The organism is Streptomyces griseus (genome assembly GCF_001715295.1).
Lineage (GTDB): Bacteria > Actinomycetota > Actinomycetes > Streptomycetales > Streptomycetaceae > Streptomyces > Streptomyces griseus_G.
Genome location: NZ_MDKB01000002.1, coordinates 1,701,509 through 1,727,517 on the forward strand (window position 1 = coordinate 1,701,509; position 26,009 = coordinate 1,727,517).

The 26,009-nt window shown below is 73.8% G+C and carries 21 protein-coding genes, 1 tRNA gene and 1 pseudogene; 16 read left to right on the forward strand and 7 right to left on the reverse strand.

Annotated features, from left to right (window positions below):
* Nucleotides 1–72 precede the first annotated feature (72 nt).
* Together BA175_RS14210 and BA175_RS14215 are read right to left on the reverse strand one after the other, a co-directional pair.
* On the reverse strand, nt 73–1,500 hold the full coding sequence (locus tag BA175_RS14210; RefSeq protein WP_069171629.1) for a serine/threonine-protein kinase: 1,428 nt from the start codon (nt 1,498–1,500) through the stop codon (nt 73–75).
* 283 nt (nt 1,501–1,783) lie between these two features.
* A complete protein-coding gene (locus BA175_RS14215; RefSeq protein ID WP_069171630.1) occupies nt 1,784–2,332 on the reverse strand; it encodes a helix-turn-helix domain-containing protein in 549 nt (182 codons plus the stop codon).
* A 170-nt stretch (nt 2,333–2,502) separates the two neighbouring features.
* Between BA175_RS14215 and BA175_RS14220 the strand changes: the two genes are divergently transcribed.
* Nucleotides 2,503–2,575, forward strand: a tRNA-Ala gene (locus BA175_RS14220).
* 107 nt (nt 2,576–2,682) lie between these two features.
* Here BA175_RS14220 and BA175_RS14225 read toward each other — a convergent pair.
* Nucleotides 2,683–3,282, reverse strand: a pseudogene (locus BA175_RS14225) (TetR/AcrR family transcriptional regulator).
* 80 nt (nt 3,283–3,362) lie between these two features.
* Here BA175_RS14225 and BA175_RS14230 point away from each other — a divergent pair.
* Nucleotides 3,363–4,184, forward strand: coding sequence for an SDR family oxidoreductase (locus BA175_RS14230; RefSeq protein ID WP_069171631.1), 822 nt, complete (start codon nt 3,363–3,365; stop codon nt 4,182–4,184).
* Nucleotides 4,185–4,208: 24 nt separating this feature from the next.
* Here the strand turns inward: BA175_RS14230 and BA175_RS14235 are convergent, their stop codons facing one another.
* Together BA175_RS14235 and BA175_RS14240 are read right to left on the reverse strand one after the other, a co-directional pair.
* Complete coding sequence (locus BA175_RS14235; RefSeq protein WP_069171632.1) at nt 4,209–5,123, reverse strand: serine hydrolase; 915 nt, start codon at nt 5,121–5,123, stop codon at nt 4,209–4,211.
* Complete coding sequence (locus BA175_RS14240; RefSeq protein ID WP_069171633.1) at nt 5,120–5,992, reverse strand: LysR family transcriptional regulator; 873 nt, start codon at nt 5,990–5,992, stop codon at nt 5,120–5,122. Before BA175_RS14240 ends, BA175_RS14235 begins: the two co-directional genes overlap by 4 nt.
* 218 nt (nt 5,993–6,210) lie before the next feature.
* Here BA175_RS14240 and BA175_RS14245 point away from each other — a divergent pair, with 218 nt between their 5' ends.
* The 3 genes from BA175_RS14245 to BA175_RS14255 all read left to right on the forward strand — a co-directional run bounded on the left by BA175_RS14245 (nt 6,211) and on the right by BA175_RS14255 (nt 12,638).
* Nucleotides 6,211–7,863 (forward strand): penicillin-binding transpeptidase domain-containing protein, encoded by a 1,653-nt coding sequence (locus BA175_RS14245; protein ID WP_254667865.1) that lies wholly within the window; start codon nt 6,211–6,213, stop codon nt 7,861–7,863.
* Nucleotides 7,864–7,989: 126 nt separating this feature from the next.
* Nucleotides 7,990–8,964, forward strand: coding sequence for a class A beta-lactamase (gene bla, locus BA175_RS14250; protein ID WP_069171634.1), 975 nt, complete (start codon nt 7,990–7,992; stop codon nt 8,962–8,964).
* Between the two features lie 317 nt (nt 8,965–9,281).
* Nucleotides 9,282–12,638: an AfsR/SARP family transcriptional regulator gene (locus tag BA175_RS14255; protein WP_069171635.1), complete on the forward strand. Its 3,357-nt coding sequence runs from the start codon at nt 9,282–9,284 to the stop codon at nt 12,636–12,638.
* Nucleotides 12,639–12,672: 34 nt separating this feature from the next.
* Here the strand turns inward: BA175_RS14255 and BA175_RS14260 are convergent, their stop codons facing one another.
* A complete protein-coding gene (locus BA175_RS14260; protein WP_069171636.1) occupies nt 12,673–13,677 on the reverse strand; it encodes a beta-ketoacyl-ACP synthase 3 in 1,005 nt (334 codons plus the stop codon).
* Nucleotides 13,678–13,873: 196 nt separating this feature from the next.
* On the opposite strand from BA175_RS14260, the gene BA175_RS14265 reads away from it, so the two are divergent.
* The 8 genes from BA175_RS14265 to BA175_RS14300 all read left to right on the forward strand — a co-directional run bounded on the left by BA175_RS14265 (nt 13,874) and on the right by BA175_RS14300 (nt 22,852).
* Nucleotides 13,874–15,379 (forward strand): DHA2 family efflux MFS transporter permease subunit, encoded by a 1,506-nt coding sequence (locus BA175_RS14265; protein ID WP_254667866.1) that lies wholly within the window; start codon nt 13,874–13,876, stop codon nt 15,377–15,379.
* Between the two features lie 302 nt (nt 15,380–15,681).
* Nucleotides 15,682–17,400, forward strand: a complete 1,719-nt coding sequence (locus BA175_RS14270) for an AMP-binding protein (protein WP_069171638.1) — start codon at nt 15,682–15,684, stop codon at nt 17,398–17,400.
* Nucleotides 17,397–18,374: a ribonucleotide-diphosphate reductase subunit beta gene (locus BA175_RS14275; RefSeq protein ID WP_069171639.1), complete on the forward strand. Its 978-nt coding sequence runs from the start codon at nt 17,397–17,399 to the stop codon at nt 18,372–18,374. The genes BA175_RS14270 and BA175_RS14275 overlap by 4 nt, the downstream gene beginning before the upstream one ends.
* Nucleotides 18,375–18,427: 53 nt before the next feature.
* Nucleotides 18,428–18,691, forward strand: a complete 264-nt coding sequence (locus BA175_RS14280) for an acyl carrier protein (protein ID WP_069171640.1) — start codon at nt 18,428–18,430, stop codon at nt 18,689–18,691.
* A gap of 30 nt (nt 18,692–18,721) precedes the next feature.
* The gene (locus BA175_RS14285; RefSeq protein WP_069171641.1) at nt 18,722–19,405 is read left to right on the forward strand and encodes an SGNH/GDSL hydrolase family protein; all 684 of its coding nucleotides are present in this window, start codon (nt 18,722–18,724) and stop codon (nt 19,403–19,405) included.
* Nucleotides 19,402–21,021, forward strand: a complete 1,620-nt coding sequence (locus tag BA175_RS14290) for a GMC family oxidoreductase (RefSeq protein WP_069171642.1) — start codon at nt 19,402–19,404, stop codon at nt 21,019–21,021. The genes BA175_RS14285 and BA175_RS14290 overlap by 4 nt, the downstream gene beginning before the upstream one ends.
* 45 nt (nt 21,022–21,066) lie before the next feature.
* Nucleotides 21,067–21,438, forward strand: coding sequence for an SCP2 sterol-binding domain-containing protein (locus BA175_RS14295; protein WP_069171643.1), 372 nt, complete (start codon nt 21,067–21,069; stop codon nt 21,436–21,438).
* Nucleotides 21,439–21,589: 151 nt separating this feature from the next.
* Nucleotides 21,590–22,852 carry an acyl-CoA dehydrogenase family protein gene (locus BA175_RS14300; protein WP_069171644.1) on the forward strand — a complete coding sequence of 421 codons (1,263 nt, stop codon included), beginning with the start codon at nt 21,590–21,592 and terminating at the stop codon, nt 22,850–22,852.
* A 127-nt stretch (nt 22,853–22,979) separates the two neighbouring features.
* Here BA175_RS14300 and BA175_RS31150 read toward each other — a convergent pair whose 3' ends face one another.
* A complete protein-coding gene (locus BA175_RS31150) occupies nt 22,980–23,147 on the reverse strand; it encodes a hypothetical protein (RefSeq protein WP_175420826.1) in 168 nt (55 codons plus the stop codon).
* Nucleotides 23,148–23,243: 96 nt separating this feature from the next.
* Between BA175_RS31150 and BA175_RS14305 the strand changes: the two genes are divergently transcribed.
* From BA175_RS14305 to BA175_RS14315, 3 genes are read left to right on the forward strand one after another with little or no spacing between them, the layout of a single operon-like run.
* Nucleotides 23,244–24,176: a hypothetical protein gene (locus BA175_RS14305; protein WP_069171645.1), complete on the forward strand. Its 933-nt coding sequence runs from the start codon at nt 23,244–23,246 to the stop codon at nt 24,174–24,176.
* Nucleotides 24,173–25,075 carry a ThiF family adenylyltransferase gene (locus BA175_RS14310; protein WP_069171646.1) on the forward strand — a complete coding sequence of 301 codons (903 nt, stop codon included), beginning with the start codon at nt 24,173–24,175 and terminating at the stop codon, nt 25,073–25,075. The genes BA175_RS14305 and BA175_RS14310 overlap by 4 nt, the downstream gene beginning before the upstream one ends.
* The gene (locus BA175_RS14315; RefSeq protein ID WP_069171647.1) at nt 25,072–26,004 is read left to right on the forward strand and encodes an AurF N-oxygenase family protein; all 933 of its coding nucleotides are present in this window, start codon (nt 25,072–25,074) and stop codon (nt 26,002–26,004) included. Before BA175_RS14310 ends, BA175_RS14315 begins: the two co-directional genes overlap by 4 nt.
* The last annotated feature ends 5 nt before the right edge of the window (nt 26,005–26,009 follow it).

Genomic DNA, 26,009 nt, shown 5'->3' on the forward strand with positions numbered 1-26,009 from the left:
AGGAGCGCCCCCGGCAGTGCCCCGGCGCGGTTCGGGCGGGACGCGGCCGCCGGACACCGGTCGCCGGACGCGTCAGGCCTGGGTCAGCGCCCAGATGCCCACGGCGAAGCAGACGAGGGCCACGAGCAGTACCGGGATCGCCACCTTCGGGGGCGGTCCCGGGCGCGTGCGCGAGGACGTGCGCGGTACGGGGCCGGGCGGGGCGGCGGTCGTCCCCGGGGGAGGCGCCGCCGGGTGGGGTGCCCCCGGGAGCGGCGGCTCGGGAGGGAGCGCCTGCGGGTGCTCGGCGGTGTACGCGCGGGTGGGAGGTGTCCCGTAGGGGACCGGGGCCGTAGGCGCCTGGGCGAGCGCCGAGGCGTCGGCGGGTACTGCGGTGGCAGGGTGGGGCGGCGGGCCGTACGGCTGCCCCGGAGGCGGGGGCCCGTACGGCCGGCCGGGCGGCGGGGGCGCGGCCCGCTGCGGGGGCGGCACCGGACGAGGGCCGCCCGTCTCCGCCGTCGACGGGGCCGGCGGGGCGAGCCGATGCCGCCCGGCGCCCCGGGGCTCCGGTTCGGGGTGAGGCGCGGGAGCGCCGTGGACGTCCGTGGATGTCCGGGAGCCGGCCGTGGCCTGCGGGGCATGCACGGGGCCGTCGGGGCCGAAACCGGCGGGCAGGGGGCCGATCTGGTCGAAGATCTCGACCGGCTCGTCGTCGATACCGGGCTCCGGCAGCATCTCGGCGGCGGTGGTGAGGGCCTTGCGCGCACCCGTGGCCGTGCGGAAGCGGGCCTGCGGGTCGGGCTGCAGCAGTCCCGCGACCACCTGCCACAGGGGCTCCGGAACACCTTGGGGCGCTCCCGGGGTGCCGTGTGCGGCGAAGTGCTCGACGAGCGCCTGTGCGTCCGGCTTCCGCCCGCGCAGCAGGTGGAGCGCCACCAGGCCGACGGCGAACAGGTCGGCGGGGAAGTCGGGTTCGGCGCCCGTCAGCTGCTCGGGTGCGAAGTAACCGGGGGTGCCGACCACGTAGTCGGTCTCGGTCAGGCGCGGTTCACCCTTGCGCATGGAGATGCCGAAGTCGGACAGGCGCAGATGCGGCCTGCCCGTACCGGTGGCCTCCATGAGGATGTTGGCCGGCTTGATGTCGCGGTGCACGACGCCCTCCGCGTGCACCGTCGCCAGTCCGGACAGCAGCTGGTCGAGCAGAAGGCAGACGAAACGCGGGGGCAACGGCCCGTAGTCGCCGATGACATGAGCCAGCGAGCCGCCCCTGACCAGATCCATCGTGAACAGGACCTTGTCGTCGTCCGCCGCCCAGCTGGCCGGTGCCAGGACGTGCGGGTGCTCGATCCGCAGCGCCTGCTCGCGGACGAACCGCAGCAGGGTGTGCGCGTCGCTCTGCTGCAGGACCTTGGCGGCCACGTACCTGCGGCGGCGATGGTCCCAGGCGCGCCATACGGCGCCCACGCCACCGCGCCCGACCGGATCGACCAGTTCGTACCGGCCGGCGAAAACCTCACCCATCGCGCTGCGCCCGCTCCCGTTCCGCTGTCGGCTCGTGGCCCGGTTCCGGCGGACCGCCGGGGCCTGTCCCGCAGGACCCCGCACCGGTTCGTACGGCGCCGAGCCGGACGGCAGGTCCGAGGGCTGTCCCGCGATTCCGGGGCGGAGGCGCGATACGGCAGTTACGGCACCTCGCCGCGTCGTCGGAACGGCCCCGCGCATCCCGTGTGCGGACGTCCCTGCGCCGTGCGGTGCCCCGCATCCGACGCCGCGCGCTGCTGTACCGGGAATCGCGGGACAGCCCTCAGCTCTGGTGGCCCTCGTAGTGGGCGACTGCCTCCGCGGTGCGTCCGGCGCCGTACACCCTGAGGAACTCCGCCAGTTCGGGGTGGGCCGGGGCGAGGGTGTCCGCCGCGTCGATGATGTCCCCCGCCGCGGCGACCGACCGCAGCAGGGACTGGATCTCACGGACGACGCGCCGCACGGTGGGCGCTCCGCCTGTGGTGGTGGCCTGGCCGGTGCCGGTCAGCACGGAACCCCCCTGCGACTTCTTGATCTCTTCCATCCGGTCGGTGGCCTCGCCCGCGCTCATGCTCCCGTCCGCCACCTGCCCGGCGAGTTCCTGGAGGGCCTGGACCCGCTGGACGACCGCCGGGTTGCCGATCTTGGCCCGCTGGCCGCTCATCAGCTGGGACAGCATGGGCGCGGACAGCCCGAGCACCGCGGCGAGGCGTGCCTGGTTCAGCCCGAGGTCGTCGATCAGCCTGCGGAACAGCGCACCCAACGGCTCCCCGTACCAGCTGCGCTGGAGCTCCCGGGCTCTAGCCGTCGCCTCTTGCTGCGCTGTGTCCATTGCGTCTCCCCTTGGCTGCCGCTTCGCTGCTGCGAACCTCGTCGTGCATCTTACGGAGACCGGTCAAGGACGGGGACCCCCAATCCTTTTGCAGGATTCGGGGGGACACCCGGTACTCTGTTCTCCGACGGACGCCACCACCCGGATGTGGCCGGTGATGTCCGCGTATCGGGGCCTTAGCTCAGTTGGTAGAGCGCTGCCTTTGCAAGGCAGATGTCAGGAGTTCGAATCTCCTAGGCTCCACTTCACAGAACCCCTCCGAGCTGCGGAAACGCGCTCGGAGGGGTTCTTTTTCGGTCTCGGATCGCTGTGCCGGTACGCCAGAGCCACGGTGGCGGCGGAGGCCCGGGTCAGAAGGTGCTGTCCGCGGTCAGGGAGTCGAGCCAGCGGGTGAGGCGTACGCCCTGCCGGGCCATGATCTCCGGGTCACGCAGGGCGTTGGTCAGGAGTGACATGCCCTGGTAGGCGGCGACGAGGGTGACGGCCAGGTCGCCGGGGTCGCGCAGACCCAGTTCCCGGAACTGCGCCTCGGCCCAGTTCAGCAACTACCGCATCACGCCGCCGACTTCCAGGTCGAGGGCGTCGTCGCCGCGTTTGTCGAGTTCGACGGCCAGGGTGCCGGTGGGGCATCCGTAGCGGGCCGCGATGTCGCGCCGGCCGACCCAGGCCCCGACCAGCGCCTTCAGGCGGTCGCGCGGGTCGGGCAGTGCGTCCAGACGGTCGGTGAGCTCGGTCAGGTGGGCGGTGTGTTCCGCCAGGGCGGCCTTGACCAGGTCGTCCTTGGTCTTGAAGTAGTAGTAGACGTTTCCGACGGGGACCCCGGCCGCACCCGCGATGTCGGCCAGCGTGGTGCGCTCGACGCCCTGTTCGTGCAGGACCCGCGCCGCCGCCTCCGTCAGCCGGCGGCGCTTCTCGGTGCCCCGGGGCCGTCGCTTCTCGGAGTCAGTCACCCGACTCACTATAGACACCGGTCCGGGGTGCCGTGCTACGGTCCGAGCAAGTCAGTCAGCTAACTTATTCAGGGGGCGGCATGATCGTGGTGACCGGCGCGACCGGAAACGTAGGGCGGACGCTGGTGCGCCTGCTGGCCGGGGACGGCGAGCGGGTGACGGCGGTGGCACGGCGGATCAGCGGGGCCGACGTGCCGGACGGCGTGCGGGCGGTCCCCGCGGACCTCGCCGATCCCGCGACCCTGCGCCCCGCACTGACCGGTGCGGACGCGCTGTTCCTCCTCGTCGCGGGTGAGGACGCCGAGGGCGTCCTGGCCGTGGCGCGCGAGACCGGTGTACGCCGGGTGGTCCTGCTCTCCTCCCAGGGCGTGGGCACCCGCCCGCAGGCGTACCGGCATCCGGCCCTGTTCGAGGCCGCGGTGGCCGGCAGCGGGCTGGACTGGACCGTCCTGCGGTCGGGCGGGATGGCGTCCAACGCGTTCGCCTGGACGGAACCGGTCCGCACGCACCGGACCGCCGCGGCGCCCTTCGGCGACGTGGCGCTGCCCTTCGTCGACCCCGACGACGTGGCGGCCGTGGCCTCCCGCGTCCTCCGTGCGGCGGGCCACACGGGTGCGACGTACGTCCTGACCGGCCCGGAGCCCGTCACGCCGCGGCAGCGGGCCGCCGCGCTCGCCGCCGCGCTCGGCGAGCCCGTCCGCTTCGTCGAGCAGACGCGTGAGGAGGCACGGGCCGGGATGTCGCGGTTCATGCCACCCGCCGTGGTGGAGGGGACCCTGTCCATCCTCGGTGACCCCACCCCCGACGAGCAGCGGGTCAGCCGGGACGTCCCCGACCTTCTCGGCCGTCCTGCCACCCCGTTCGCGCAGTGGGCGCGGCGCAACGCCGCGGCCTTCCGCTGACCCCGGGGATCGGGGGCGCGGGGGTCAGGTGCCCTGGCTGCCGCGCAGTTCCTCCACGGCGGCCCGCGCCGCGGCGCCGATCACCGCGTCGGCGCGCGGCAGCTTGGTGTCGGCGCGGGCGGCCTGGGTGAAGACCACCGCGGTGTAGGTGCTGCCGTCGGCCAGTTCGACGACGCCCGCTTCGTGGCGCAGCGAGCCGAAGGTGCCGGTCTTGCCGTAGACGGTGACGTCGTCGTACGGGAATCCGGAGCCGAGCCGGTGGCTCCACGCCTGCCTGCGCATGACTCCGCGCATGAAGGCGCACCGGTCCTCGGAGGCGGCCCGGTCCGTCCAGATGGCGCGCAGCAGCCGTGCCATGTCCGCCGGTGTCGTCGACGCCTTCGACGCCGGGTCGTAGACGCCCGGGGGCGCGACGACGTCGTTGTCCGCCACGTGGGCCAGCGCCGCGTCCAGGGAGGGTGCACCCGTCTCGGCGACCAGCCGGCTGAACGTGCTGACGACTCCCCCGTGGATGTGGGTGTCGGGCAGCCCCAGGTCACGGCACGTGGCGTCGACCGCTTCCGGGCCCACGGCACGGAGCACGGCGTGGGCGGAGGTGTTGTCGGAGATGGTCATCATCAGGACCACCATGTCGCGCAGCGAGAGGGTGACGGGGTCACGCAGGACGGAGAGCCCGGTCGGGCCGGGCACGCGCTCGTCCGGCCCGAGCGTGAGCCGCCGGCCCGGGTCGATCCGTCCGGCGTCCGCGAGCCGGCAGAAGGCGGCCATCAGGGGCACCTTGTAGACCGAGCTCATGGGCAGCTGGTCGCCGGGGTCGATCGTGACCTGGGCGGACGGCCGGTGCAGGTCCGCCACGTGCAGCCAGCCGCGGACGCCCGCGTCGTCGAACATGCCGCGGATGACGCGTTCCACGCCGCTGCGTCGCCCGGTCCCGCTCACGGTGCCACCTTCCGGGTCAGGGCTTCCTCCAGCAGGTGCGCCGTCCCGGCGGTGTCCTCGGCCCCCGGGCGGTGCGGGTCCCAGGCCACCCGCAACCGCAGGGGGAGGGGTGGGTCCGTCGCCTCCCGCCGCTCGATCCCGGAGGCGGTGAGCGCCGGGTCGGCCGTGACGAGTACCGCCTGCCCGGCCGCCACCAGGGCGAGACCGGCCCGCTCGTCGGACACCACCACGGTCTCCACCCGGCGCCCCCGGCTGGCCAGGGTGTCGAGGAACAGGTCGTGGGCGGCGGGGGCCTCGGCCCGGGGGCGTACGGCGACGGGCAGACGTGGGGCCGGCACCTCGGCGGTGACGCCGTGGCCGGCGGGTGCGAGGGTCCACGTCGGCAGCAGGATCACCCGGCCGGCGGCGAGACCGTGCAGCACGCAGGGGTGACGGACGACGGCGATGTCGAGCCGCCCGGCCGCGACGTCGCCGAGCAGCGTGGCGGTCGGCGCCGTCACCATGCCGATACGGCTCCGCCCGCCGGCCCGGACCGGTGCGGCGGCCACGTCGGCCGCGAGGGCCGTCGGCACCTCGGGGGCCAGCCCGATCCGCAGGCGCCGGCCGTCGGCGTGCTCCCGCGCACCGGTCTCCCGGAGTTCGGCGAGGGCGGCCAGTGCTCTGCGGGCGTGCGGGAGCAGTTGGCTCCCCTCCTCGGTGAGCGACACCCCCCGCTCCCGGTCGAACAGACGGACACCGAGGAGGGCTTCCAGCCGGCGCAGCCCCTGGGACAGCGGCGGCTGGGTGATGCCCACCCGCTGCGCCGCGGCGCCGAAGTGTTCCTCCTCCGCCAGCGCGACGAAGATTTCGAGATGCCGTTCCGTGAGCACCGGACCCCCTGGCGTGCGGTGATACGGCCGATGAATCGGCTCGATGCCGAGATCGTATTCGACATGCCGAGCGGTGGCGGGCTTGACTCCGGGACGAGGGCCGCCGCACCGGCGTCGGGAGGGCCGCACAGGTCCGCCGACGGGCGCGGGCACCTCCGCCGACGCCGGGGGCCGTCTCCGGCGAGCCGATCAGGCCCTGACCCGGAACGGAGATCACCTTGAGACGTACCGACGACCTGAACGGTCCCACCCCGCACGGACGGCCTCGGCGCGGGCGGACGGTGCTCGGGATCGCCGTGACCCTTCTCCTGCTGGCCGGCGGAGGATACGCCGCCTCCGGCCTCGTGGGCGGCGACGCGGAGGAGGCGGAGGCGGACGTGAGGTCCGCCCGCGAGCCCCTGGCCGCGTTCCTCGCCGCGTGGGCCGGACACGACGCACGGAAGGCCGCGGGCTACACCGACACCCCCGACGACGCGGCCTCGCTCCTCACGTCGGTGCTGACCAACCTCGCGCCGTCCTCGACGACCATCGAGGACGGCGAAGGCCGGAAGGAGGGCGACGGGAAGGTGGTCTTCCCCTTCACCGTGACCATGGCGGTGCCGGGGGCGGGCGAGGTGTCCTGGCGCTCCGGCGCGCAGGTGACCGAGACGGCGGGAAGCTGGAAGGTCGCCTTCACCTCACCGGTGATCCATCCGGAGCTGGAAGCGGGGCAGACGCTCGCGCTGAAGAGCGGCGGAGGCAGGGCGGCAGTGCTCGACGCCGAGGGCGACCCGCTGCGGGCGGACAGCCTCGTCGGGACCGTCGACCCCGTCAGCGGCGAGGGCACGTCCGGACTGGAGGCACGCTACGACGACGTACTGTCCGGCGGTGCGAAGCCGGGCAAGTCGCTGGTGGTCGCGGACCGGCGGACCGGTCAGGCGGTCAAGGACCTGACCGGGGCACCGCCGGCCACGGGCCGCCCGGTCCGTACCACCATCGATCCGCGCGTCCAGAAGGCGGCGGCCGACGCTCTGGCCGGGGCCGAGGTCAACGCGGCCCTCGTCGCGGTGGATCCGCGCAACGGTCACATCCTCGCCGCCGCCAACCGGCCCGGCGGTTTCAACCGGGCCCTCGAAGGGCGCTATCCGCCCGGTTCGGTCTTCAAGGTCGTCACCGCGGCGGCGTTCCTGGAGGACGGCATACGGCCCGCGGACCCCGCGCCCTGCCCGAAGTTCGCCACCGTCGACGGTCAGCGGTTCGAGAACCAGAACCAGTTCGAGCTGCCGGCCGGCTCGACGTTCGCGGATGTCTTCGCCCAGTCCTGCAACACCTACTTCGTCGACGCCCGTGGCCGGCTCTCCGACACCGCCCTGCACGACGCGGCCCAGGCGTTCGGCATCGGAGGCAGCTGGGACGTGGGCACGTCCACCTACGACGGCAGCGTTCCCGCCAACACGAGCGACAACGACAAGGCCGCGGCCACCATCGGCCAGGCCCGCGTGCAGGCGTCACCGCTGGTGATGGCGTCGGTCGCGGCCACCGTCAAGAACGGCACGTTCACCCAGCCGGTCCTGGTGCCGGACGCGGTGAAGAAGAGGTACGAGGCCCCGACGGCCCTGGGCACCGAGGTGGCCGGCCGGCTCCGTGAACTGATGCGTACCACGGTGACCTCGGGTTCCGCCCACGCACTGAAGGACCTGCCCGGAAGCCCGCACGCGAAGACCGGCACCGCCGAGTTCGGCACCGAGGTACCGCCGCGCACCCACGCCTGGATGATCGGCTACCAGGGCGACTCCGACCTCGCCTGGGCGGTGCTCCTGGAGGACGGGGGCTCCGGGGGCGCCGACGCGGGTCCGGTCGCCGCGAAGTTCCTCCGGAACCTCGCCGGCTGACCCGACGGACGGGACCGGGCAGGGGCGGAGGCGAGGACGGCCGGACCGGAAGGAGAGCAGGAGACCAGGACGACAGACCCGGCAGCACGGCAGACACACCCGACAGAGCAGAGAGAGGCCGCACCCATGCGCACCCCCACCCCCGCCCGCACCGGAGGGCCCGCGTCCCGCCGGGCCGCACTCGCCACCCTGGCCGGGCTCGCCGCCCTGCCGCTCGCCGGATGCACCGCAGCCCCGGCCCCGTCCGGCCCGTCGCCGGCCACCCCCGAGCCCGCCCCGCCGGCCTCGGCCGACCCCCGCACCCGGCGCGCGTTCGACGCGCTGGAGCGGGAGTTCGACGCCCGGCTGGGGGTGTACGCCCTGGACACCGGCAGCGGGCGGACCGTCGTCCACCGGCCCGACGAACGCTTCGCCTACGCCTCCACCTGCAAGGCCCTGCTCGCCGGTGCCGTGCTGGAGCGGAACTCCCTGCGGCAGCTCGACCGGCTCGTGCGCTACGGCCGTGAGGAGCTCATCAGCAACTCACCGGTCACCGAGCGCCACCTCGCCACCGGCATGACCCTCCGCGAGCTGTGCGACGCCGCGGTCCGCTACAGCGACAACGCCGCCGCCAACCTCCTCTTCCGCGAGCTCGGCGGGCCGGGAGGTCTGCAGGACGCCCTCCGCGCGCTCGGCGACCGGGTCACGCGGTGCGACCGCTACGAGGTCGCCCTCAGCGACGGCATCCCGGGCGACCCCCGGGACACCAGCACGCCCCGCGCCCTCGCCACCGACCTGCGCGCCTACGTCCTCGGCGACACCCTTCCCGCCGGCAAACGGGCCGTACTGACGGACTGGCTCAAGCGCAACACCACCGGGGACGACACCATCCGCGCCGGTGCCCCCGGCGGCTGGCAGATCGGTGACAAGACCGGCACCGGCGGTTACGGCACCCGCAACGACATCGCAGTCGCCTGGCCGCCCGGCGGCGCCCCGATCACCCTGGCCGTCCTCTCCGACTGCGGCACGAAGGACGCCGCACGCGACGACGCCCTCCTCGCCCGGGCCGCCCGCACCGCTTTCGGGGCACTTGTCCCGGCGCCTTCCGGTGCGCCCGGCTGAGGGCTGTCCCGCACTTCACGGCGGGCGCGCGACGACGGCTACGGCACCTCGCCGTGTTGCCGGTACGTCCCCCTACCTCACCTCCCGAACGCGGACGTCCCTCGGCCGTGCGATGCCCCGCATTCGGCGCCGCGCGCCGATCCACCGGTCATCGCGGGACGGCCCTCAGCCCCGGACCGGCGTCATCGCGTTACGTTCGCCACATAGAACACAACGTGCCTGCTCTGCGACGGGTGTTCGACAACCCTGGGCCCTGCACTGTTGACGTAGCCATGGGGGCCACCCGGCGATCGTCGCACTCATGAGCGGAGTCCACTGTGATCGACCTGCGGGTGCTGGGACCGGTACGGGCGTTGGACGACGGACGCGACCTCGACATCGGGCACGCACGGCAGCGCAGCCTGCTGGCCATGCTGCTGGTGGACGTGAACAACGTGGTGCCCAGCAACCGGCTCGCCGAGCTCGTGTGGGACGACAGACCGCCGGGCCGGGCGCGCAACACGCTCGCCGGTTACGCGACCCGGTTACGCAAGGTCCTGACCGGCGCGCCCGGCCGGCCGTCCCTGGTCTCCCGGGACGGCGGATACGTCCTGCGGGCCGACCCCGCGGCCGTCGACCTGTACCGCTTCCGCGCACTCACCTCCAGGGCCGCCGCGGCCGAGGACGACGAGGAGCGCTGCGCGCTCCTGCGGTCCGCGCTGGCTCAGTGGACGGGGGCCGCGCTCGGCGATCTCCTGGGGACCCGCGTCGAATCGCTGCGCACGGCCCTGGACGGCGAGCGGCAGGCCGCCCTGCTGGAATTCTTCGACGCCCGGCTGCGACTCGGCCGCCCCCAGGAGATCCTCACCCAGCTCCAGCGGATGACCGAGGAACGCCCGTACGACGAGGAGCTGGCGCTCCGGCTGGTGCTGGCCCACCGGGACAGCGGAAACCCGGCCGCCGCGCTGCGGACGTACGAGGCGGCACGGGCGCGGCTGGCCAGTGAGCTGTCGACCCGTCCCGGCGAGGCGCTGCGGGCAGCCGGCGAGCGGCTGCTGAACCCCCGGCGGCCGACCGAGGAGACGGGCACCGCCCTCGCCGTGGCCACGCGGGCCCGTGACCGGCTGCGGATGCCCCGGGGCGCCGGGTACTTCGCGGGCAGGGAACGTGAACTCGGCGAGCTGGACGCGCTGTTGACGCCGAGACGGGCCGCCACGGCGGCCGCCGTTCCGCAGGGCACCAACCTCGCCGTGATCAGCGGCATGGCCGGAGCGGGGAAGACGACGCTGGCCCTGCAGTGGGCGCAGCGGGTCGAATCCTCCTTCCCCGACGGGCAGTTCTTCGTGGCGCTGCGGGGGCACGAGCCGCACCTGCCGCCTCTCGAGCCGGCCGAGACGCTCGCCCGGGTCCTGCTCGCGCTGGGGCTGCCCGCCGCCGACATCCCCTTCGGGCTCGACGAGCGCGCCGCCCTGTACCGGACGCTGCTGGTGGGCCGCCGGGTGCTGCTCGTCCTGGACGACGCGGCGGGACCCGGGCAGGTGCGCCATCTGCTGCCGCCGAGCGCCGACGGCAGCGCGGTCGTGGTGACCTGCCGGGAGCGGATGCCGGGACTGACCGCCACGTACTTCGCCGGTGAGGTGCTGCTGGACGCGCTGGACGCCACCTCGGCGCTCGCCCTGCTGTCCTGGCTGGTCGGAAGCGCGCGCGTGGCGAACGATCCGGAGGCGGCGGCCGGCATCGTACGGGCCTCCGGGCGGCTGCCGCTGACCGTGCGGCTCAGCGGCGCGTATGCCGCGAACCACCCCGACGAGCCGCTGGGCCAGGTCCTCGCACGGGTCCCGACGGCCGACAGCGCGGACGCGCGCGGGGCGATGGGCCGGGCGCTCGACCTGTCGTACGGGAAGCTGGGGGCGGACCAGCGCCGGCTGTTCAGGCAGCTGGGTGTCGTCCCGGGCACCGAGTTCGGGCGGGACGCGGTGGCGGCGCTGGCGGACGGTTCGTTCGCCGTGCAGGAGGAGCGCATCGGGGCGCTGGTCGGGGCCAACCTGCTGTCCGAGTACGCCCCGCGCCGCTACCGGATGCACGCCATGGTCAAGGAGTACGCGGTGGGGCGCGCGGGGGACGAGGACCCGTGGGAGGTGCGCCGGGACGTCCTGCTGCGGCTTCTGGAGTGGTACCGGCAGACGGTGGAACAGGTCAGCAGCTCCATCGGTATCCAGCGGGCGGGGGCGCACCGGGGCGCGGGCGCGGCACCGTCCGGCCCGGGAGCCCGGGTCGGGACGGAGCCGGGTACGGACGCGGCTGCGGGAGACCCCGGCGCGTACGGTCCCCACGCCTCGGGCGGACCCGGCAGCACCGACGTCGGCGACGGGTTCGGCATGGACTGGCTGGACCGGGAGAAGGCCAATCTCTGCGCGGCCATCAAACTCGCCGCCGAACTGGGGCTGGGACCGGCGAGCTGGCGGCTGGCCGACGCCATGCTCGGCTTCATCCGGCTCCATCCGGGCGGCGACGACTGGTCGGCCGCCGTGGAGGCGGCGCAGAGCGCGGCGGCCAGGTCGGGAAACCGGCGGGCGAACACCGCGATGCTGCTCAACGTCGCCGACTCGCGGTACCGCAAGGGCCGTTCCACCAGCGAGCGGCGGCTGGCCCGGGAGGCGCTCGCCGCCAGCCGGGACGGCGCGTGGCGGACCGGGGAGGCCCTCTCCCTGTCGGTCCTCGGCCGGTCTTACTGGGCGGTCGGGGCCATCGGGATGGCCGACCGCTACCTGCGCGCCGCGCTGCGCATCCACGAGAGCACGGGGGACCTGGCGGGCCAGGCCAACGCCCTGGGCCGGCTGGCCCGCAACGCCTACGACACGGGCGAACCGGTGTCCGCCCTGCGTGACTTCCGCAGGGCCCTGGAACTGGCGGAACGGGCCGGCTCCCGGTTCGGGCAGGTCAGGGTCCCCGCCTACATCGCGCTGACCCTGCGCCAGCTGGGGCAGTACACCGAGGCCGGCCGGTGGTGCGAGCTGGCGATCCGTCTGAGCCGCGACGTGGAGTTCCACGAGGGGGTGGCCATCGCGCTGACCTGCCGGGCGTCGCTCTTCAGCGACCTGGGCGAGCACGCCCGCGCGGTGGCTGCCGCACGGGAGGCGCACGTGGCGATCCCGCACCTGTCGGACCCCCGTATCGAGGCGGACTGCCTGATCCGGCTGGGCGGGGTGGAGGCCGCGGCCGAGCACACGGACGTGGCCATGCGCAGCTTCGGCAAGGCGCTGTTGCTCGCGGAGGAGATCGACTACCTGCAGGGCGCGGCGCGCGCCCAGGCGGAGAGCGCGGCCACCTACGTGCGGCTGGGGCTGTACGAGGAGGCACTGGCGGCCGGACGGCGTACCCGGCGGGCCCTCCAGGGGTGCGAGATGCGCCTGGTCACGGCCCAGATGCTGGTCCTGGAGGCGGACTGCGCCCTGGCGTCCGGCCGGTGCGCGGCCGCCGTCGCGGGCTACCGCCGGGCCGCCACGCTGTACCGGACGGCGGGCCACCGGCTGGGGGAGGTGCGGGCCCTGCTGTCCTGGGGCCGCGCCGCCGGGACCGTGCCGGGACACGGGCGGCCCGACCGGCCCTGGCGCCGGGCGCTGCGGCTGGCCGGTCCCCTCGCCGTCCCGGAGGCGGACACCCTGCGGGCCCTGCTGGGCACCGGGGCCCGCTGAGGTACGGCCCGCGGGGCGCCCGGGGCCCGGTCGCTCAGATGCGTACCACCGTCCCGGCGTACGTGAGGCCGGCCCCGAAGCCGATCAGTACCGCGAGGTCGCCCTCCCGCAGGGCCCCCGAGGTGCGCATGCGGTCCAGGGCGAGGGGGATGGAGGCCGCCGAGGTGTTCCCCTGGTCCACGATGTCGCGGGCCACGGCGACGTCGTCGGGGAACCCCACGCTCTCCGCTACCGCCTCGATGATCCGCAGGTTCGCCTGGTGGGGGACGAAGGCCTGGACGTCGCCGGGCCCGACGCCCGAGCGGTCCAGCACCTCCCTCACGAGGCCGGGCAGTCGGGTCACCGCCCAGCGGAAGACCGACGAGCCCTGCATGCGGATCACGGGACCGCCGTGCTCGGGCTCCTCCCGTACGGTGATCGCCTCGCCCAGCGCCGGGTCCGTGCCCCACACCACGGTCCCGATGCCCGGCTCCGTACCGCGCCCCACCACGGCCGCGCCCGCTCCGTCCGAGAACAGGAAGGCGGTGGAGCGGTCCCGGGGGTCGAGGATGTCCGACATGCGTTCCACCCCGATCACCAGGCAGGTGCGGGCCTGACCGGTCCTCACGGCCGTGGCCGCCAGGGCCAGTCCCACGGTGAAGCCCGCGCAGGCGGCGCCGACCTGCCAGGCGGTGCCGGGGGCGCCGAGCCGGCGGCCGATCTCGGCGGCGAGCGCGTTCGCCGCCGCCCCGGTGCCCGCCCCGTGGATGTCCGACATGGTGGCGACCAGCACCTGGTCGACCTCGTCCGGCGCGATCCCGGCGTCGGCGAGCGCCTTCCCGGCGGCGGTGGCCCCCATCTCGGCCAGCGTCTCGTCGGGGCCCGCGAAGCAGCGGGTCCGGATGCCGCTGCGGCGCAGGATCCACTCGGGTGACGAGTCCAGGGTGAGGCAGACCTCCTCGTTGGTGACGATCCGTCGGGGCCGGTAGCCCCCGATGCCGAGCAGCACCGCGTGGTGGCGGCCCTGACCGGGGACGTGCGCGGCGTGCGTGGTGTTCACACGGGACTCCTGTCGTCGCTCGCAACTGCGTCCTTGCGTGTGCTCTCCCTCGATTGCTCCTTCGCAGTGTTTACGCGCCGGACGGCGCGACCCCGCGTGACACCACGGCGACAGAGTGCACGGTTTCCGCTTGACAACCACATACCGACGGTATGTACTCACATACCCAAGGAATGTTAGTTGGAAGGATCGACAGGTGACCTCAGTACCGCTTGCGTCTCGCGCCGAGCCGTCGAGTGCGGGGAAGACACTGCTGCTCACGTCGGCAGCCACGTTCATGGCCTTCCTCGACACGACGATCGTCAACGTGGCCTTCCCGGCCCTGCACGAGGACTTCCCCAAGGAGTCCGTGACCGACCTGACCTGGGTGGTGACCAGCTACGGCATCCTCTTCGCCGCCCTGCTGACACCGGCCGGACGCTTCGCCGACATCCTGGGCCGGAAGAAGCTGTTCCTGTGGTCGGTCGGACTCTTCAGCCTCGCGTCCCTCGCCTGCGCCGTCGCCCCGAACATGGAGCTGCTCATCGCCGCCCGTGCGGTCCAGGGCATCGGCGCGGCCGGCATGATTCCCTCCGCGCTCGGACTGGTCCTGTCCGAGACACCCGCCGAGAAGCGGGCCGAGGCGATCGGTATCTGGGGTGCGGCCGGATCGATGGCCGCCGCCGCCGGCCCCGCGCTCGGCGGTCTGCTGGTCAGCGAGATCGACTGGCGGGTCGTGTTCATCCTGAACGTCCCGATCGGCCTGGCCGTGATCTTCGGCGCCCTGCGCCTGCCCACGCGGCCGGTGGAGAAGACGCAGCTTCCCGACCTGCTCGGGACGGCCACCGTCACCTTCGGCATCGCCGGTGTCGTCGTCGGTCTCACCAAGGGCGGCGACTGGGGCTGGAGCGCGGTGCAGACCTGGGCCTGGATCGGTGCCGGCGTCCTCCTCATGGCCTACTCGCTGGTCCGCTCCGGCAAGCACCCGGCCCCGGCCGTGGAGACCTCCCTGTGGCGGACCCCGATGTTCGCGGCGGCCAACCTCACCGCGTTCCTGCTGGGTGCCGGCCTGTTCGTCTGGTTCCTGTCCGGGCCGCTGTACCTCACCACGATCTGGCACTACTCCGTGCTCAAGGCCGGTCTCGCCGTCACCCCCGGCGCGGTGCTCTCCGCGGTCGCGGCCATCACCGTCGGCCGCCGCCTGAAGCCGGAGCAGCAGCGCCCGGTGGTCATCGTGGCCGGCCTCGCCTTCCTCGGCCTGAGCATCTGGGCGTACACGGGACTCGGCTCCGACCGCGAGTTCCTGGCGCTGTGGCTGCCGTACGGTGCGCTCGGCGGCGCCGTGATCGGCGCCGCGCTCACCAGCGTGACGACCGCGGCGTCCATCTCGGTGCACCCGCTGAAGTTCGCCACCGGCACCGGTATGGCCACCACCGCCCGCCAGTTCGGCGGTTCCGTCGGTGTCGCCGCGATGGCCGCGGTGTTCGCGGCGGGAGATCTCAGCACCCCGCAGCCGTACCTCAACGCCTTCCTGCTTGCCGGCATCTTCATCGCCGCCGCCGCCATCCCGGCGTTCGGCATGTTCACCAAGAAGTCGATGGCGCAGATCGCGGAGACGCAGGCGCAGATCCAGGCCTACATGCGGGCGCAGGCGGAGGCGGCCGCCAAGGCCGCGGCGGCCGCACCCTCCGCGGAGGGTGCCGCCACCGCGGACCGCGGCTGACACCACGCTCCACCCCGAACGCCGGCCGCGGTTCCATCCCCCGTGGCCGCGGCCGGCCCCGGCGGGGCCGCGGCTCCGCAAGGAACCGCGGCCCCGCTTCGCGTTCCCCCTGCCGCCGGCTCCCTCACACCCGCCGGGACGCCCGCGCCGCGGCTCCCGTCACCCGGTGTCCCACCCCTGCCGCGACCGGCCGCCGCCGGCGGAAACCGTGACGCGCCGAGAAATCCGCGATCGCCACGAGGGGGTGGCACCGGTGGCCCGTAATACAGGACGAGAGCCCATCGGTTGGATGAGGGGAATTGATGAACACAGTCCTCGACTGGCTGGACTCCCCCGCGCCGGAGCGTGGAATCCACTACTACCGAAACGGCGACTGGCACCTGCGTGACTACGCGGACATCGCCTCGGCGGCCCGCCGGACAGCCGCCTTCCTGCATGCCAACGGCGTCACCAAGGGCGTCGTCTCCCTCCTGATCGAGGAACCCGAGACCTTCGTCCCGGCCTTCCTCGGCACGATGTACGCGGGGGCCACCCCGTCCCCGATCGCCTCACCCGTCACGTTCGGCGGGCACGACGCCTTCACCGAGCACGCGGCCGCAGTCCTCGGCGCCGCCGGCCCGGCCGCCGTGCTGACCGACGCCCACCTCGCCCCGCTCGCCGCCGCGGCGTGCGCGAAGGCGGGGACGGGCACACCTCTGGTGCTGCCCGATCCGGCCGGGCTGCCCGCCGCCGACGACCTGGCGCCCCGGGCGGCCGAACTGGCGCTGCTGCAGTTCACGTCCGGTTCCAGCGGCACCCCCAAGGGGGTCCGGGTCACCGGCGACAACCTCACGGCCAACGTCCGGGCCATCCACGGCTGGCTCGGGGTGACACCCGAGGACTCCTGCTCGTCGTGGCTCCCGCTCTACCACGACATGGGCCTCATCGGGACGTTCCTGGGGTCCGTCGTCGCCCAGATCGACCTGTGGCTGATGAGCCCGGTCGACTTCATCCGCTCCCCGGCCCGCTGGCTCGACTGTCACGGCCGGCACGGGGTGACCATCACCACCGCGCCCAACTTCGGCTACGGGTACGCGACCTCCCGGGTACGCGACGAGGAACTGGCGGGCACCGACTTCTCCACGTGGCGGGTCGCGATGAGCGGTGCCGAGCGGGTGGACGCACGGGTGGTCGCCGACTTCACCTCGAAGCTCGCGCCGTACGGGTTCGACTCCCGGGCCCTGACGCCCTGTTACGGCATGGCGGAGACGACGCTCGCCGTCACCGGCGTCCGCCCCGGCCGCGGGGCGCGCATCGTGCGGCCGTCCGGTCCGCTGGACACCGGAGCGCCGGTGACCGTCGCCGGCTCGGGCACCCTCGGTACCGACCGTCCCGAGGACCCCGCGGGCTGGATCGCCTCCTGCGGTACGCCGGTGCCCGAGACCGCCGTCGAAGTCGTCGGCGAGGACGGGGAACCGCTGCCCGACGGCACGTTCGGGGAGATACGGGTCAGGGGCACCTCCGTGGCCGACGGCTACGAGTCGCCCGACCCTGCCGCGAGCGCGCCCTTCGGCGACGACGGACTGCGCACCGGCGACGCCGGTTTCCTGCTCGACGGCGAGCTGTACGTGGTCGGGCGGATCGGCGACAGCATCAAGGTCCGCGGCCGCAAGGTGCACGCCGAGGACCTGGAAGCGGCGCTCACCTCCGTCCCCGGGGTGCCGCCGGGCCGCTGCGCGGTGGCGCTCGGCGACCGCGACGGCCGCCCGGGAGCGGTGATCGTCGTGGAGGCGTCCGGCGACGGCTGGCTGGACGCGGTGACCGGCGTACTGCGCTCCGCCCTGGACACCTCGGTCTCCGTGACCGTGGTGCGGGCCCGGCGCGGCACCATCCCACGGACCTCCAGCGGCAAACCGCGCCGCCGGCTGCTCTGGCGCCAGGCGGGGGAGAACGCGCTCGCCGGCGACGTACTGCACGGCACGCACAGCGACGACCGACCGACAGCACAGACCGCACCGGGACTGGATGGGGTAGCCACATGAGCGTCACGACCACCGGGCTCGTACTCGACGTCACCGAGACGGCCCCCGAGACCTCCGCGGAACAGCGCGGCCGGCTCGCCAACTCCGCCGACCTGTACCGCCGGTGGGAGCGCCAGCAGTGGGCCGTCGCCCAGGTAGACCCCGCGCGGGACGCGGCGACCTGGCAGGCCCTCACCCCCTTCTCCCGTGCCCAGATGCTCGGCTCGCTCGGCGAGCTGGAGGTCGGCGAGGTCACGGTGACGCACACGCTGGGAGCGCTGATCGACGCCCCGCCCACCGAGGACGACCGGATCTTCCTCTGCACCCAGCTCGCCGACGAGGCGCGGCACGTGCGGTTCTTCCAGACCTACCTGGAGGAGGGGTGCCGGACGAGCCTCGACGCGGTCGAGGAGGGCGCCGACTACGCGGAGGTGTTCACGCCCGAGCTCACCCGGGCGACCGACGCCGTGCGGGCCGACCACGCGGACCGCGAGTCCTGGTACCGGGCACTCGTCTACTACCACCTGATCACCGAGGGCGTGCTCGCCGCCACGGCCCTGCGCACCACCCGCTTCCTCGCCCGCCGGCTCAAGCTGGCGGCGCTGGAGGAGGGCCTGACCAACGTCACCCGTGACGAGTCGCGGCACGTCTCCTTCGGCCTGCGGGCCGCGCAGGACGGGGTCGCCGGCGGATTCGCCCAGGTGGTCGGCGACGCCCACTTCGAGTCGCTCGGCGTGGCGGCCTGGGTCCTCATCGGCCCCTCCCGGCACAACCCGGTGCCCGCGCTCCGCGCGGCGCTGCTCAGCCGCGCCGCCCAGATCCAGGGCAGCGTCGAGATCGCCCGCGAGCGCCTGGTGAAGCAGCTGCGGCTGGTGGGGCTGCCGGAGCTGACCGAGAAGGCCACGGCCTCCTGGGACCAGGCGGTGGAGACCGCCCTCGACGCCTACGCGGAGCGCTGGGACGCACCGCACCCCATCCGCGCCGCCGCGGCCTGAGCGGCGCCGGACCCCCGGACCACGAAGAAGACAGTGAAAGGGACCACGAAGACATGGACGACAACACGCTGCGCGCGCAGGTCCGGCAGATCGTCGGGGAGATGAGCCCGCTCGGGGCCCGCGAGGCGCGGTCCGAGGACCGCCTCGTCGAGGAGCTCGGCTACGACTCGCTCGCCGTCATCGAGCTCTCCCTGCGCATCGAGCAGGAGTTCCCGCTCGCCGACCTCGGCACGAACACCACGCCCGACATCACCACGGTGAAGGACATCGAGGACTTCGTCGACCAGCAGCAGGCGGCGCCGAGCGACGCCGCCTGACCCGCCCGCCCAGGGAAGGACCACGAGAAGATGACGACACACGATCTGCGCAGTGAGGCGGACGACCCGCTGACGCTCTCCCACGAGGAGTCCGTGCGGCTGCTCCGGGGAGCGCCCTGGCAGCGGCTGGCCGTGATGGGCGACAGCTTCGCCGCCGGTCTCGGCGACCCCAGCGAGGGGTACGCCCATGTGCCGTGGCCGCAGCGCGTCTCGGCGGCCCTCGGTGCGGGCAAGCCCGACTTCGGCTACCTGAACACCGGTGTCATGGGGAAGCGGACCGGCGCCGTGCGGGTCGAGCAGCTGGAGCAGGTCCTCGCGTTCGAGCCGGACCTGGTCAACGTGGCGGCCGGTGGCAACGACCTCTTCGACGCCGAGCCGGACCTGGACGGCGTCGAGGCGGACCTGGACGCCATGTACACGGCGCTACGGGCGCAGGGTGCGGACATCTTCACCTTCACCGTGACCAACGTCTTCGAGTCGGTCCCGGAACTGGCGGTCTTCAGCGACCGTACGGCCGCGCTCAACGAACGCATCCGCGCGGTGGCCGCGCGCCACGACGCCGTGCTGATCGAGATGTGGAGCCATCCCGTGCGGCTGCGTCCCAACCTGATGAGCGCCGACGGCATCCACTTCGCGATGGAGGGGCACGCCGCCCTCGCCGCGGAGATCGTCAAGGCACTCGGCGCGCGGATCGCGGGCGGTGCGCGGACGTGAGGGGAGTCGAGGGCACCGTACGCCACATCGTGATCGGGGCGGGCTCGGCCGGCTGCGTGCTGGCCGAGCGGCTCAGCGCCGACGGGGACGGGCAGGTCCTGCTCATCGAGGCGGGCGGCCCCGACCGGCGCGCCGAGATCAGCATCCCGGCCGCGTTCCCCGCCCTGTTCGGCACGTCCGCGGACTGGGGTTACCGCACGGCCCCGCAACCGGGTCTCGGCGGCCGCAGACTGAACTGGCCGCGCGGCCGCACGCTGGGCGGCTCCTCCTCGCTCAACGCCCAGATCTGGACCCGTGGGCACCGGGCGGACTTCGACGGCTGGGCCGAGGACGACGGGTGCGCCGGCTGGTCGGCCGACGAGGTGCTGCCGTACTTCGAGCGGTCCGAGGACCGCTCGGGTACGGGCGCCTACGGCTCCGGCGGGCCGATCCGCATCGAGGACCTCCGCGATCCCAGCCCCGCCACCGCCGAGTTCCTGGGCGCCTGCGCCGAGGCGGGGCTACCCGCTCTGGACGACGGGAACCCGCTGGATCCGGAGGGCGCGGGGCCGGTACGGGCCACCCAGCGCGGGGGACGGCGGTGGAGCGCGGCCGACGGCTACCTGAGGCCCGCGCTGCGGCGCGGGAACCTCACCGTCGTCACGGACGCCCACGTCGAGCGCGTCCTGATCGAGGACGGCCGCGCGGTCGGCGTCGCCTGCACGACCGCCGACGGACCGGCCGAGGTGCGCGCCGACGGCGAGGTGATCCTGGCGGCGGGCGCGATCGGCTCCCCGCAGCTGCTGATGCTGTCCGGCGTCGGCGACGCGGACGAGCTGCGGCGGCACGGCATCACCGTCCGCGCCCACTCCCCCCGGGTCGGGCGGGGTCTCGCGGACCACCTCTACGTGCCGCTGGCCTTCGAGGCGCACGGGCCGGTGACCCCCGGGGTCACCGACCAGCAGGGCGAGATCGCCGAGTTCCTGCGGGGCCGGCGCGGCCGGCTGACGTCGAACCTCGCGGAGGCCGTCGCGTTCCTGCGCAGCGACCCCGCGCTCACGGCGCCCGACCTGGAGTTCGTGTGGATGCTGGTGCCCTTCCTCGACCAGGGGCGGGCACCGCAGGCGCACGGCGTGACCCTCGGCGTGGTGCTGCTGCGGCCCCGTAGCCACGGCACCGTACGGCTCGCCTCGGCGGATCCGGCGGCGCACCCGGTGATCGACCCGCGCTATCTGTCCGACCCGGAAGGCGACGACCTGCGGGTGCTCACGGAGGGGGTGCGCCGGGCCCGGGAGGTCCTCACCCGGCCCGCGCTCGCCGGGCGGCTCGGCGAGCCGCTGACGCCCGGGGCCCTGGACCCGGACCCCGGCACGGTGCACGCCCTGACCCGGGCCCACGCCGAAACGCTGTACCACCCGGTCGGCACCTGCGGCATGGGGGCGGACCCGGAGGCCGTACTCGATCCGCGGCTGCGGGTGCGGGGAGTGGCGGGGCTGCGCGTCGTCGACGCCTCCGCGCTGCCCTCCCTGCCGCGCGGCCACACCCACGCGCCCACCGTGATGCTCGCGGAGCGCGCGGCCGAACTGATCCTCGCCGACGCGGCGGAGCACCGCGTCGGTGCCCTGTCGCACCGCTGACCCGCCGCACACGACCAGCCTCACCAGACGAAAGGCAGTACGACTGTGACCGTTCAGGACCCGCAGCTGTTCATCGAGGCCTTCCGAGCGGCCTTCTCCGACGCGGACTTCGCGGCCCTGCTCAAGGAGCGCGAGTTCTCCATCCAGTTCGTGGTGACCGGGGACGCCCCCACGGCCTTCCTGCTGGACTCCGACGGCGTGCACGACGGAGCGCCCCACCCGGCGAGCCTGCGGCTTGAGGTGCGGCCGGAGACGCTGCACCTGATCCTTCTGGGGCAGCTCGGCGTGACCCAGGCGGTCGTCGCCCGCGGCCTCGTGGTGAAGGGCCCCGTCCCCCAGGTCCGCCGGCTGGCCGACCACCTGCCGGCGATGGGGCGCGCGTACGCCGGCCTCGCCCTGGCACCGGCCTCCGCCTGAGCCGCGCGACGGCGGGCCGTGCGGCACCGGCCGTACGCCCGCCCCACCGCCGGAGGGCCGTCGCCGGGATCACGACCGGCACACCGCCCCGGGACCGTATCCGGCGCCGTCCGCAACCCACACCGTCCGCCACCACAGAAAGCCGACCGTTGTGATCGCGACCACCACCACCGCCGTCCCGAACGCCCCGACCCTTTCCGACCTGAGCGCCCTCAACGCCGCCGCCATGCCCTCGCTGTTCCAGCTCCCGCCCGAGGTCGAGGAACTGCGCGAGGAGGTACGTGAGTTCGCGCAGACCGTGGTGAAACCGCGGACCCTCGCCAACGACCTCGCCCCCGCCGACGCCTTCGACTGGGAGATGGTCGAGGCCGGCCACCGGCTGGGTCTGCTGCGGCTGACCATCCCCAAGGAGCTCGGCGGCCGCGGCATGGGCGTGCTCGGTGTCTCCGTCGCCATGGAGGAGCTCGCCTCCGTCTGCCCCAGCACGGCCCTGATCTTCGGTGCCTCGCTGCTCGGGCAGACCTCCGTGCTCTTCTCGGGCGACCAGCAGCTCCAGTCCCGCTTCCTGCCCCCGTTCCTCGGGGACGAGCCGGTCCTGGCCTGCAACGCCATCACCGAGGAGACGGCGGGCTGCGACCTGCTGATACCCGAGCACGCGGAGCTGGCCGAGGACGTGATGACGGCCCGCCGGGACGGCGACCACTTCGTCCTCAACGGCATCAAGCGCTTCATCACCAACGGCAAGACGGCCGAGTGGGCGGCCGTCTTCGCCAACATCGAGGGCAACCCCGGTGCCACCGGCCTCACCGTGTTCATCGTGCCGCTGGACACCGAAGGCGTGACCCGCGGCGAGGTCGCCGACAAGATGGGCTACCGGGCCTGCCTCGGCACCACCCTCCACTTCGACGACGTCCGGGTCCCGGAGGAGAACATCGCCTTCGGCGAGGGCGGCGGCTGGAACTACCTCACCGTCCAGTCCAACCAGGCCCGTTCGATCGTCGCCGCCATGTCGACCGGGGTCGCCCGCGGCGCCTTCGAGATCGCCAAGGAGTGGGCCGGCGAGCGCGTCCAGGCGGGCAAGCCGCTGTACGAGCACCAGTTCACCGCCCGGAAGCTGGCCGAGATGTCCTCGAAGATCGAGGCCTCGCGGCTGCTGTACCTCCAGGCGGCCTACCAGGCCGACAACATGATGCCCGCCCCCGTCTACGGCCCGGCCGTCGCGAAGATGTTCGCCGACCGGGCGGCGATCGAGGTGGCCGAGGAGGCCATGTCCATCGTCGGGGCCCGCGGCTACTGCCGTGACCACGGGGTGGAGAAGCTGGTCCGGGAGTCCTTCGGCGCCCGTATCTACGAGGGCACGCCGGAGGTGCTGGCCCTGGCCATCACCGGTGCGCTGTACGGGCGCCGGCTGTGACGGCGGCCCCGCGCACCGACCGGGCGACCCCGCCCCGGAGCTCCGCGCCCCGTACGGCTCCCGCGCCCCGGGCCACGGCACCCCGGGTGTCGGCACCTCAGGCGCCGGCACCCCGGGCGTCGGCCCTTCAGGCGTCGGTACCCCGGGCGTCGGCACCCCAGGTCACGGCGCCCCAGGCCTCGGCCCCGCGGACGGCCCCGCGGACGGCCGCGCCGCGGCCGGGACCGGCCCCGGCGACCGCGCCGCGGGCGCGGGCCGCCGCCGCGCTCTCGGCCGCCTCGTACGTGGAGGCCACCCTGGCCCGCTGCACCTCCCTGCTGCTGGGTCCGCCCCTGGCGCCGGAGACCGCCGGTGCGACGCCCGCCCCCGGCTCCCCGCAGGGGAGGTCCTCGTGACGTCACAGACCGTCGACGACGCGGCGACGACCGCCGAGGACGCCCGCCGGGCACGCTACGTGGAGCACGTGCTGGCCCTCCACGACCGGATGAGTCTCGCGGGCCTGGCCGAGCACGCCGACCCGCTGTACCTCGCCCGGCGCCCCGACGGCCTGACCGTGCTCGCGGTGCCGCAGTCCCGGCTCCCCGAGCGCTACCGGCTGGCCATCTACGGTTTCCGGCTCGCCCAGTACCTGCGGTCCCGGTTCGCCAGCGACCGCATCGCCTTCGCCCGCGGCCTCTTCGCGGAGCCGCTCGGCGTGGGACACGGCGAGGAGATCCACGTCATCGGCATGGAGGAGTCGACCGGCGCCATCCTGCGCTACGTGTCCGTCATCGCCACGACGGACACCGCGCCCCTGCCCGTGACGCACCCGGACCGCTCGCCGTTCCCCTGCGAGGTGGCCCACGGCATCAACCTCTTCGACCACGTGCCCCTGGACGAAGCGGTCACCGGTCAGGAGGTCTGGGAAATCAAGCGCCTGATGCAGCGCTCCTCCCAGCGCGACACCTCACCGGCCCGGCGGCTGCGCCTGTCGCTGGAGCTGATGCTCGGCTTCTACACCGTCCTGGCCGGACTCTCGCCCCGGCCGAAGTTCCTGGTCGGCGACGGCGAGGAGGGCCTGGCCGTGCGGCGCCTGGCGCGCAGCCTCAAGGAGATCACCGTCATCGAGGGCACCTGCCCCTCGCTGGCCGAGGACGACCTGCTCTTCCCGGCGTACGTGGAGCGCGCGGTGGTCAAGCCGTTCGTGGCCCGCGTGCCCCGCGGGGAGGAGCTGGACGGGCTCGTGCACTGGCTCGGACGCGCGCTGGACGCGACGAATCCCCTCGCCGGCTTCCAGGAGCTCGTCGGCCGGGTCGGGGGAGAGATCCGGAGGGTAAGGATATGAGCACCACCACCGCGGCCCCCGCCGCGGCGACGGTCACGGCCGGCGTCCCCGACGACCCGGAGGCGTACTACCGCTCCCTGACCGAGCGCAACCGGGGCCTGATCCCGGACGCCGTGCAGGAGCGGCTGCGCGCCTCCACCGTCCTGGTGGCGGGATGCGGCTCGACGGGAGGGGCGGCCGTCGAGCCGCTGGCCCGGCTGGGTACGGGACGCTTCGTGCTGGCCGAGCCCGGGGAGTACGAGCTCAACAACCTCAACCGGCAGAGCGCCACGCGCGCGGACATCGGCCGCAACAAGGCCGAGGTGGCCGCCGAGCGCATCCGTGCGGTCAACCCCTTCGCCGAGGTCCGCGTCGACACGGCGGGCATCCGCCCGGACGCCCCCGAGCTGCTCCTGGACGGCGTGGACGTGGTCGTCGACGGCGTGGACGTCACCACCCTGGGCGGCTGGCAGGCCAAGTACGCCCTGCACGTCGCCGCGGCCCGGCGCCGCCTGCCCGTGGTCTCCGGCTACGACCTGGCCGGCACCCAGCACGTGCGCTTCTACGACTACCGCACCGACCCGGCCCCCCTCGCCGACGCGGTCAGCGCCCAGGACGTCGCCGAGGGCGCGCTGTGGACGCTTCTGCTGAAGGTGATCCCCCGGGAGATCGTCCCGGCCGACCTGATCGCGGACGTCACCGCACACCGTGCGGACCCGGACTACAGCGTCCCCCAACTCGTCTACGCATCACACCTGTTCGGCGTACTCGCCGCCCGGTACGTGGTCGAGATCCTCGCCGGCCGCCCGGTCCGCGAGCAGCTCACGGTCGACGTGCACCGGCTGGTCTCGGCGGACGCCGGACTGCCGGGCACCCCTTCGGAACGTACTCAGCGCGCACAGGACAAGGAGTCGCGATGACCACCGCCACCGACCGCCCGGGACGCCGCTCGGGCGACCCGCTCGTCCGGCAGACCAAGAAGGCCGCGCAGCTGCTCGTCGCGTCGGCCCGGCATTCCTACGACCCGCGTGTCGACGTCAACTGGGACGAACCGCTGGAGGAGGGCAAGTGGTTCCTGCCCGAGAAGCGGATATCCCTCTTCGGAACGGAGCTGTACGACTCCCTCCCCATGGAGCAGAAGCTGCTGCTCAGCCGTGAGGAGCTGGCCTCGTCGCTGGCCGCGGGCGTGTGGACCGAGCACATCCTGCTGCACCTGGTGTCCCGGTACGCCTACAAGCGGGACATCACCAGCCCGCAGGTGCAGTTCGCGCTGACCGAGGTGGCGGACGAGGTCCGCCACATGATCATGTTCGCCCAGCTGGTGGAGAAGACCGGGGCGGAGTTCTACCCCGTGAACCCGAAGACCCAGCGGTCCGGACTCCTGCTGAAGACCTTCGCGCCGGTTCCCGCGCTGTGGGCGATGCTCCTGCTCACCGAGGAGTTCTTCGACCGCTTCCAGCGTGAGCAGGCGAACGACGAGACGGTGCAGCCGCTGGTGCGCACGGTCGCCCGCATCCACGTCGTGGAGGAGGCCCGCCACATCAGCTTCGCCCGCACCGAGCTGGAGCGGTTCGTGCCGACGCTCTCCAAGCGGCGCCTGCAGCTGCTCCGCGACTTTCTCGCCGCCGTGGTGAAGTCCGTGCGCCGCGACCGCTACAACCCGCTGATGTACGAGCGGGCGGGCCTCGATCCGAAGACCTGCGTGGAGGCCGGCCGGAACAACCCCGTCGGGCTGGTGAACGGGGCGTACGGCGCCGAGCGGATCGCCCCGTACTACAAGTCGATCGGCCTGATCGGCGGGCGCTCGGAGAAGGTGTGGCGCGAGGCGGGTTGGCTGAAGGACGCCTAGAGAAA

Excerpts from the sequence above, each read along its gene's own strand:
- BA175_RS14210 (WP_069171629.1), bottom strand. The coding sequence starts at position 1,500 with ATGGGTGAGGTTTTCGCCGGCCGGTACGAACTGGTCGATCCGGTCGGG.
- BA175_RS14215 (WP_069171630.1), bottom strand. The coding sequence starts at position 2,332 with ATGGACACAGCGCAGCAAGAGGCGACGGCTAGAGCCCGGGAGCTCCAG.
- BA175_RS14230 (WP_069171631.1), top strand. The coding sequence starts at position 3,363 with ATGATCGTGGTGACCGGCGCGACCGGAAACGTAGGGCGGACGCTGGTG.
- bla (WP_069171634.1), top strand. The coding sequence starts at position 7,990 with ATGCGCACCCCCACCCCCGCCCGCACCGGAGGGCCCGCGTCCCGCCGG.
- BA175_RS14270 (WP_069171638.1), top strand. The coding sequence starts at position 15,682 with ATGAACACAGTCCTCGACTGGCTGGACTCCCCCGCGCCGGAGCGTGGA.
- BA175_RS14275 (WP_069171639.1), top strand. The coding sequence starts at position 17,397 with ATGAGCGTCACGACCACCGGGCTCGTACTCGACGTCACCGAGACGGCC.
- BA175_RS14280 (WP_069171640.1), top strand. The coding sequence starts at position 18,428 with ATGGACGACAACACGCTGCGCGCGCAGGTCCGGCAGATCGTCGGGGAG.
- BA175_RS14285 (WP_069171641.1), top strand. The coding sequence starts at position 18,722 with ATGACGACACACGATCTGCGCAGTGAGGCGGACGACCCGCTGACGCTC.
- BA175_RS14310 (WP_069171646.1), top strand. The coding sequence starts at position 24,173 with ATGAGCACCACCACCGCGGCCCCCGCCGCGGCGACGGTCACGGCCGGC.
- BA175_RS14315 (WP_069171647.1), top strand. The coding sequence starts at position 25,072 with ATGACCACCGCCACCGACCGCCCGGGACGCCGCTCGGGCGACCCGCTC.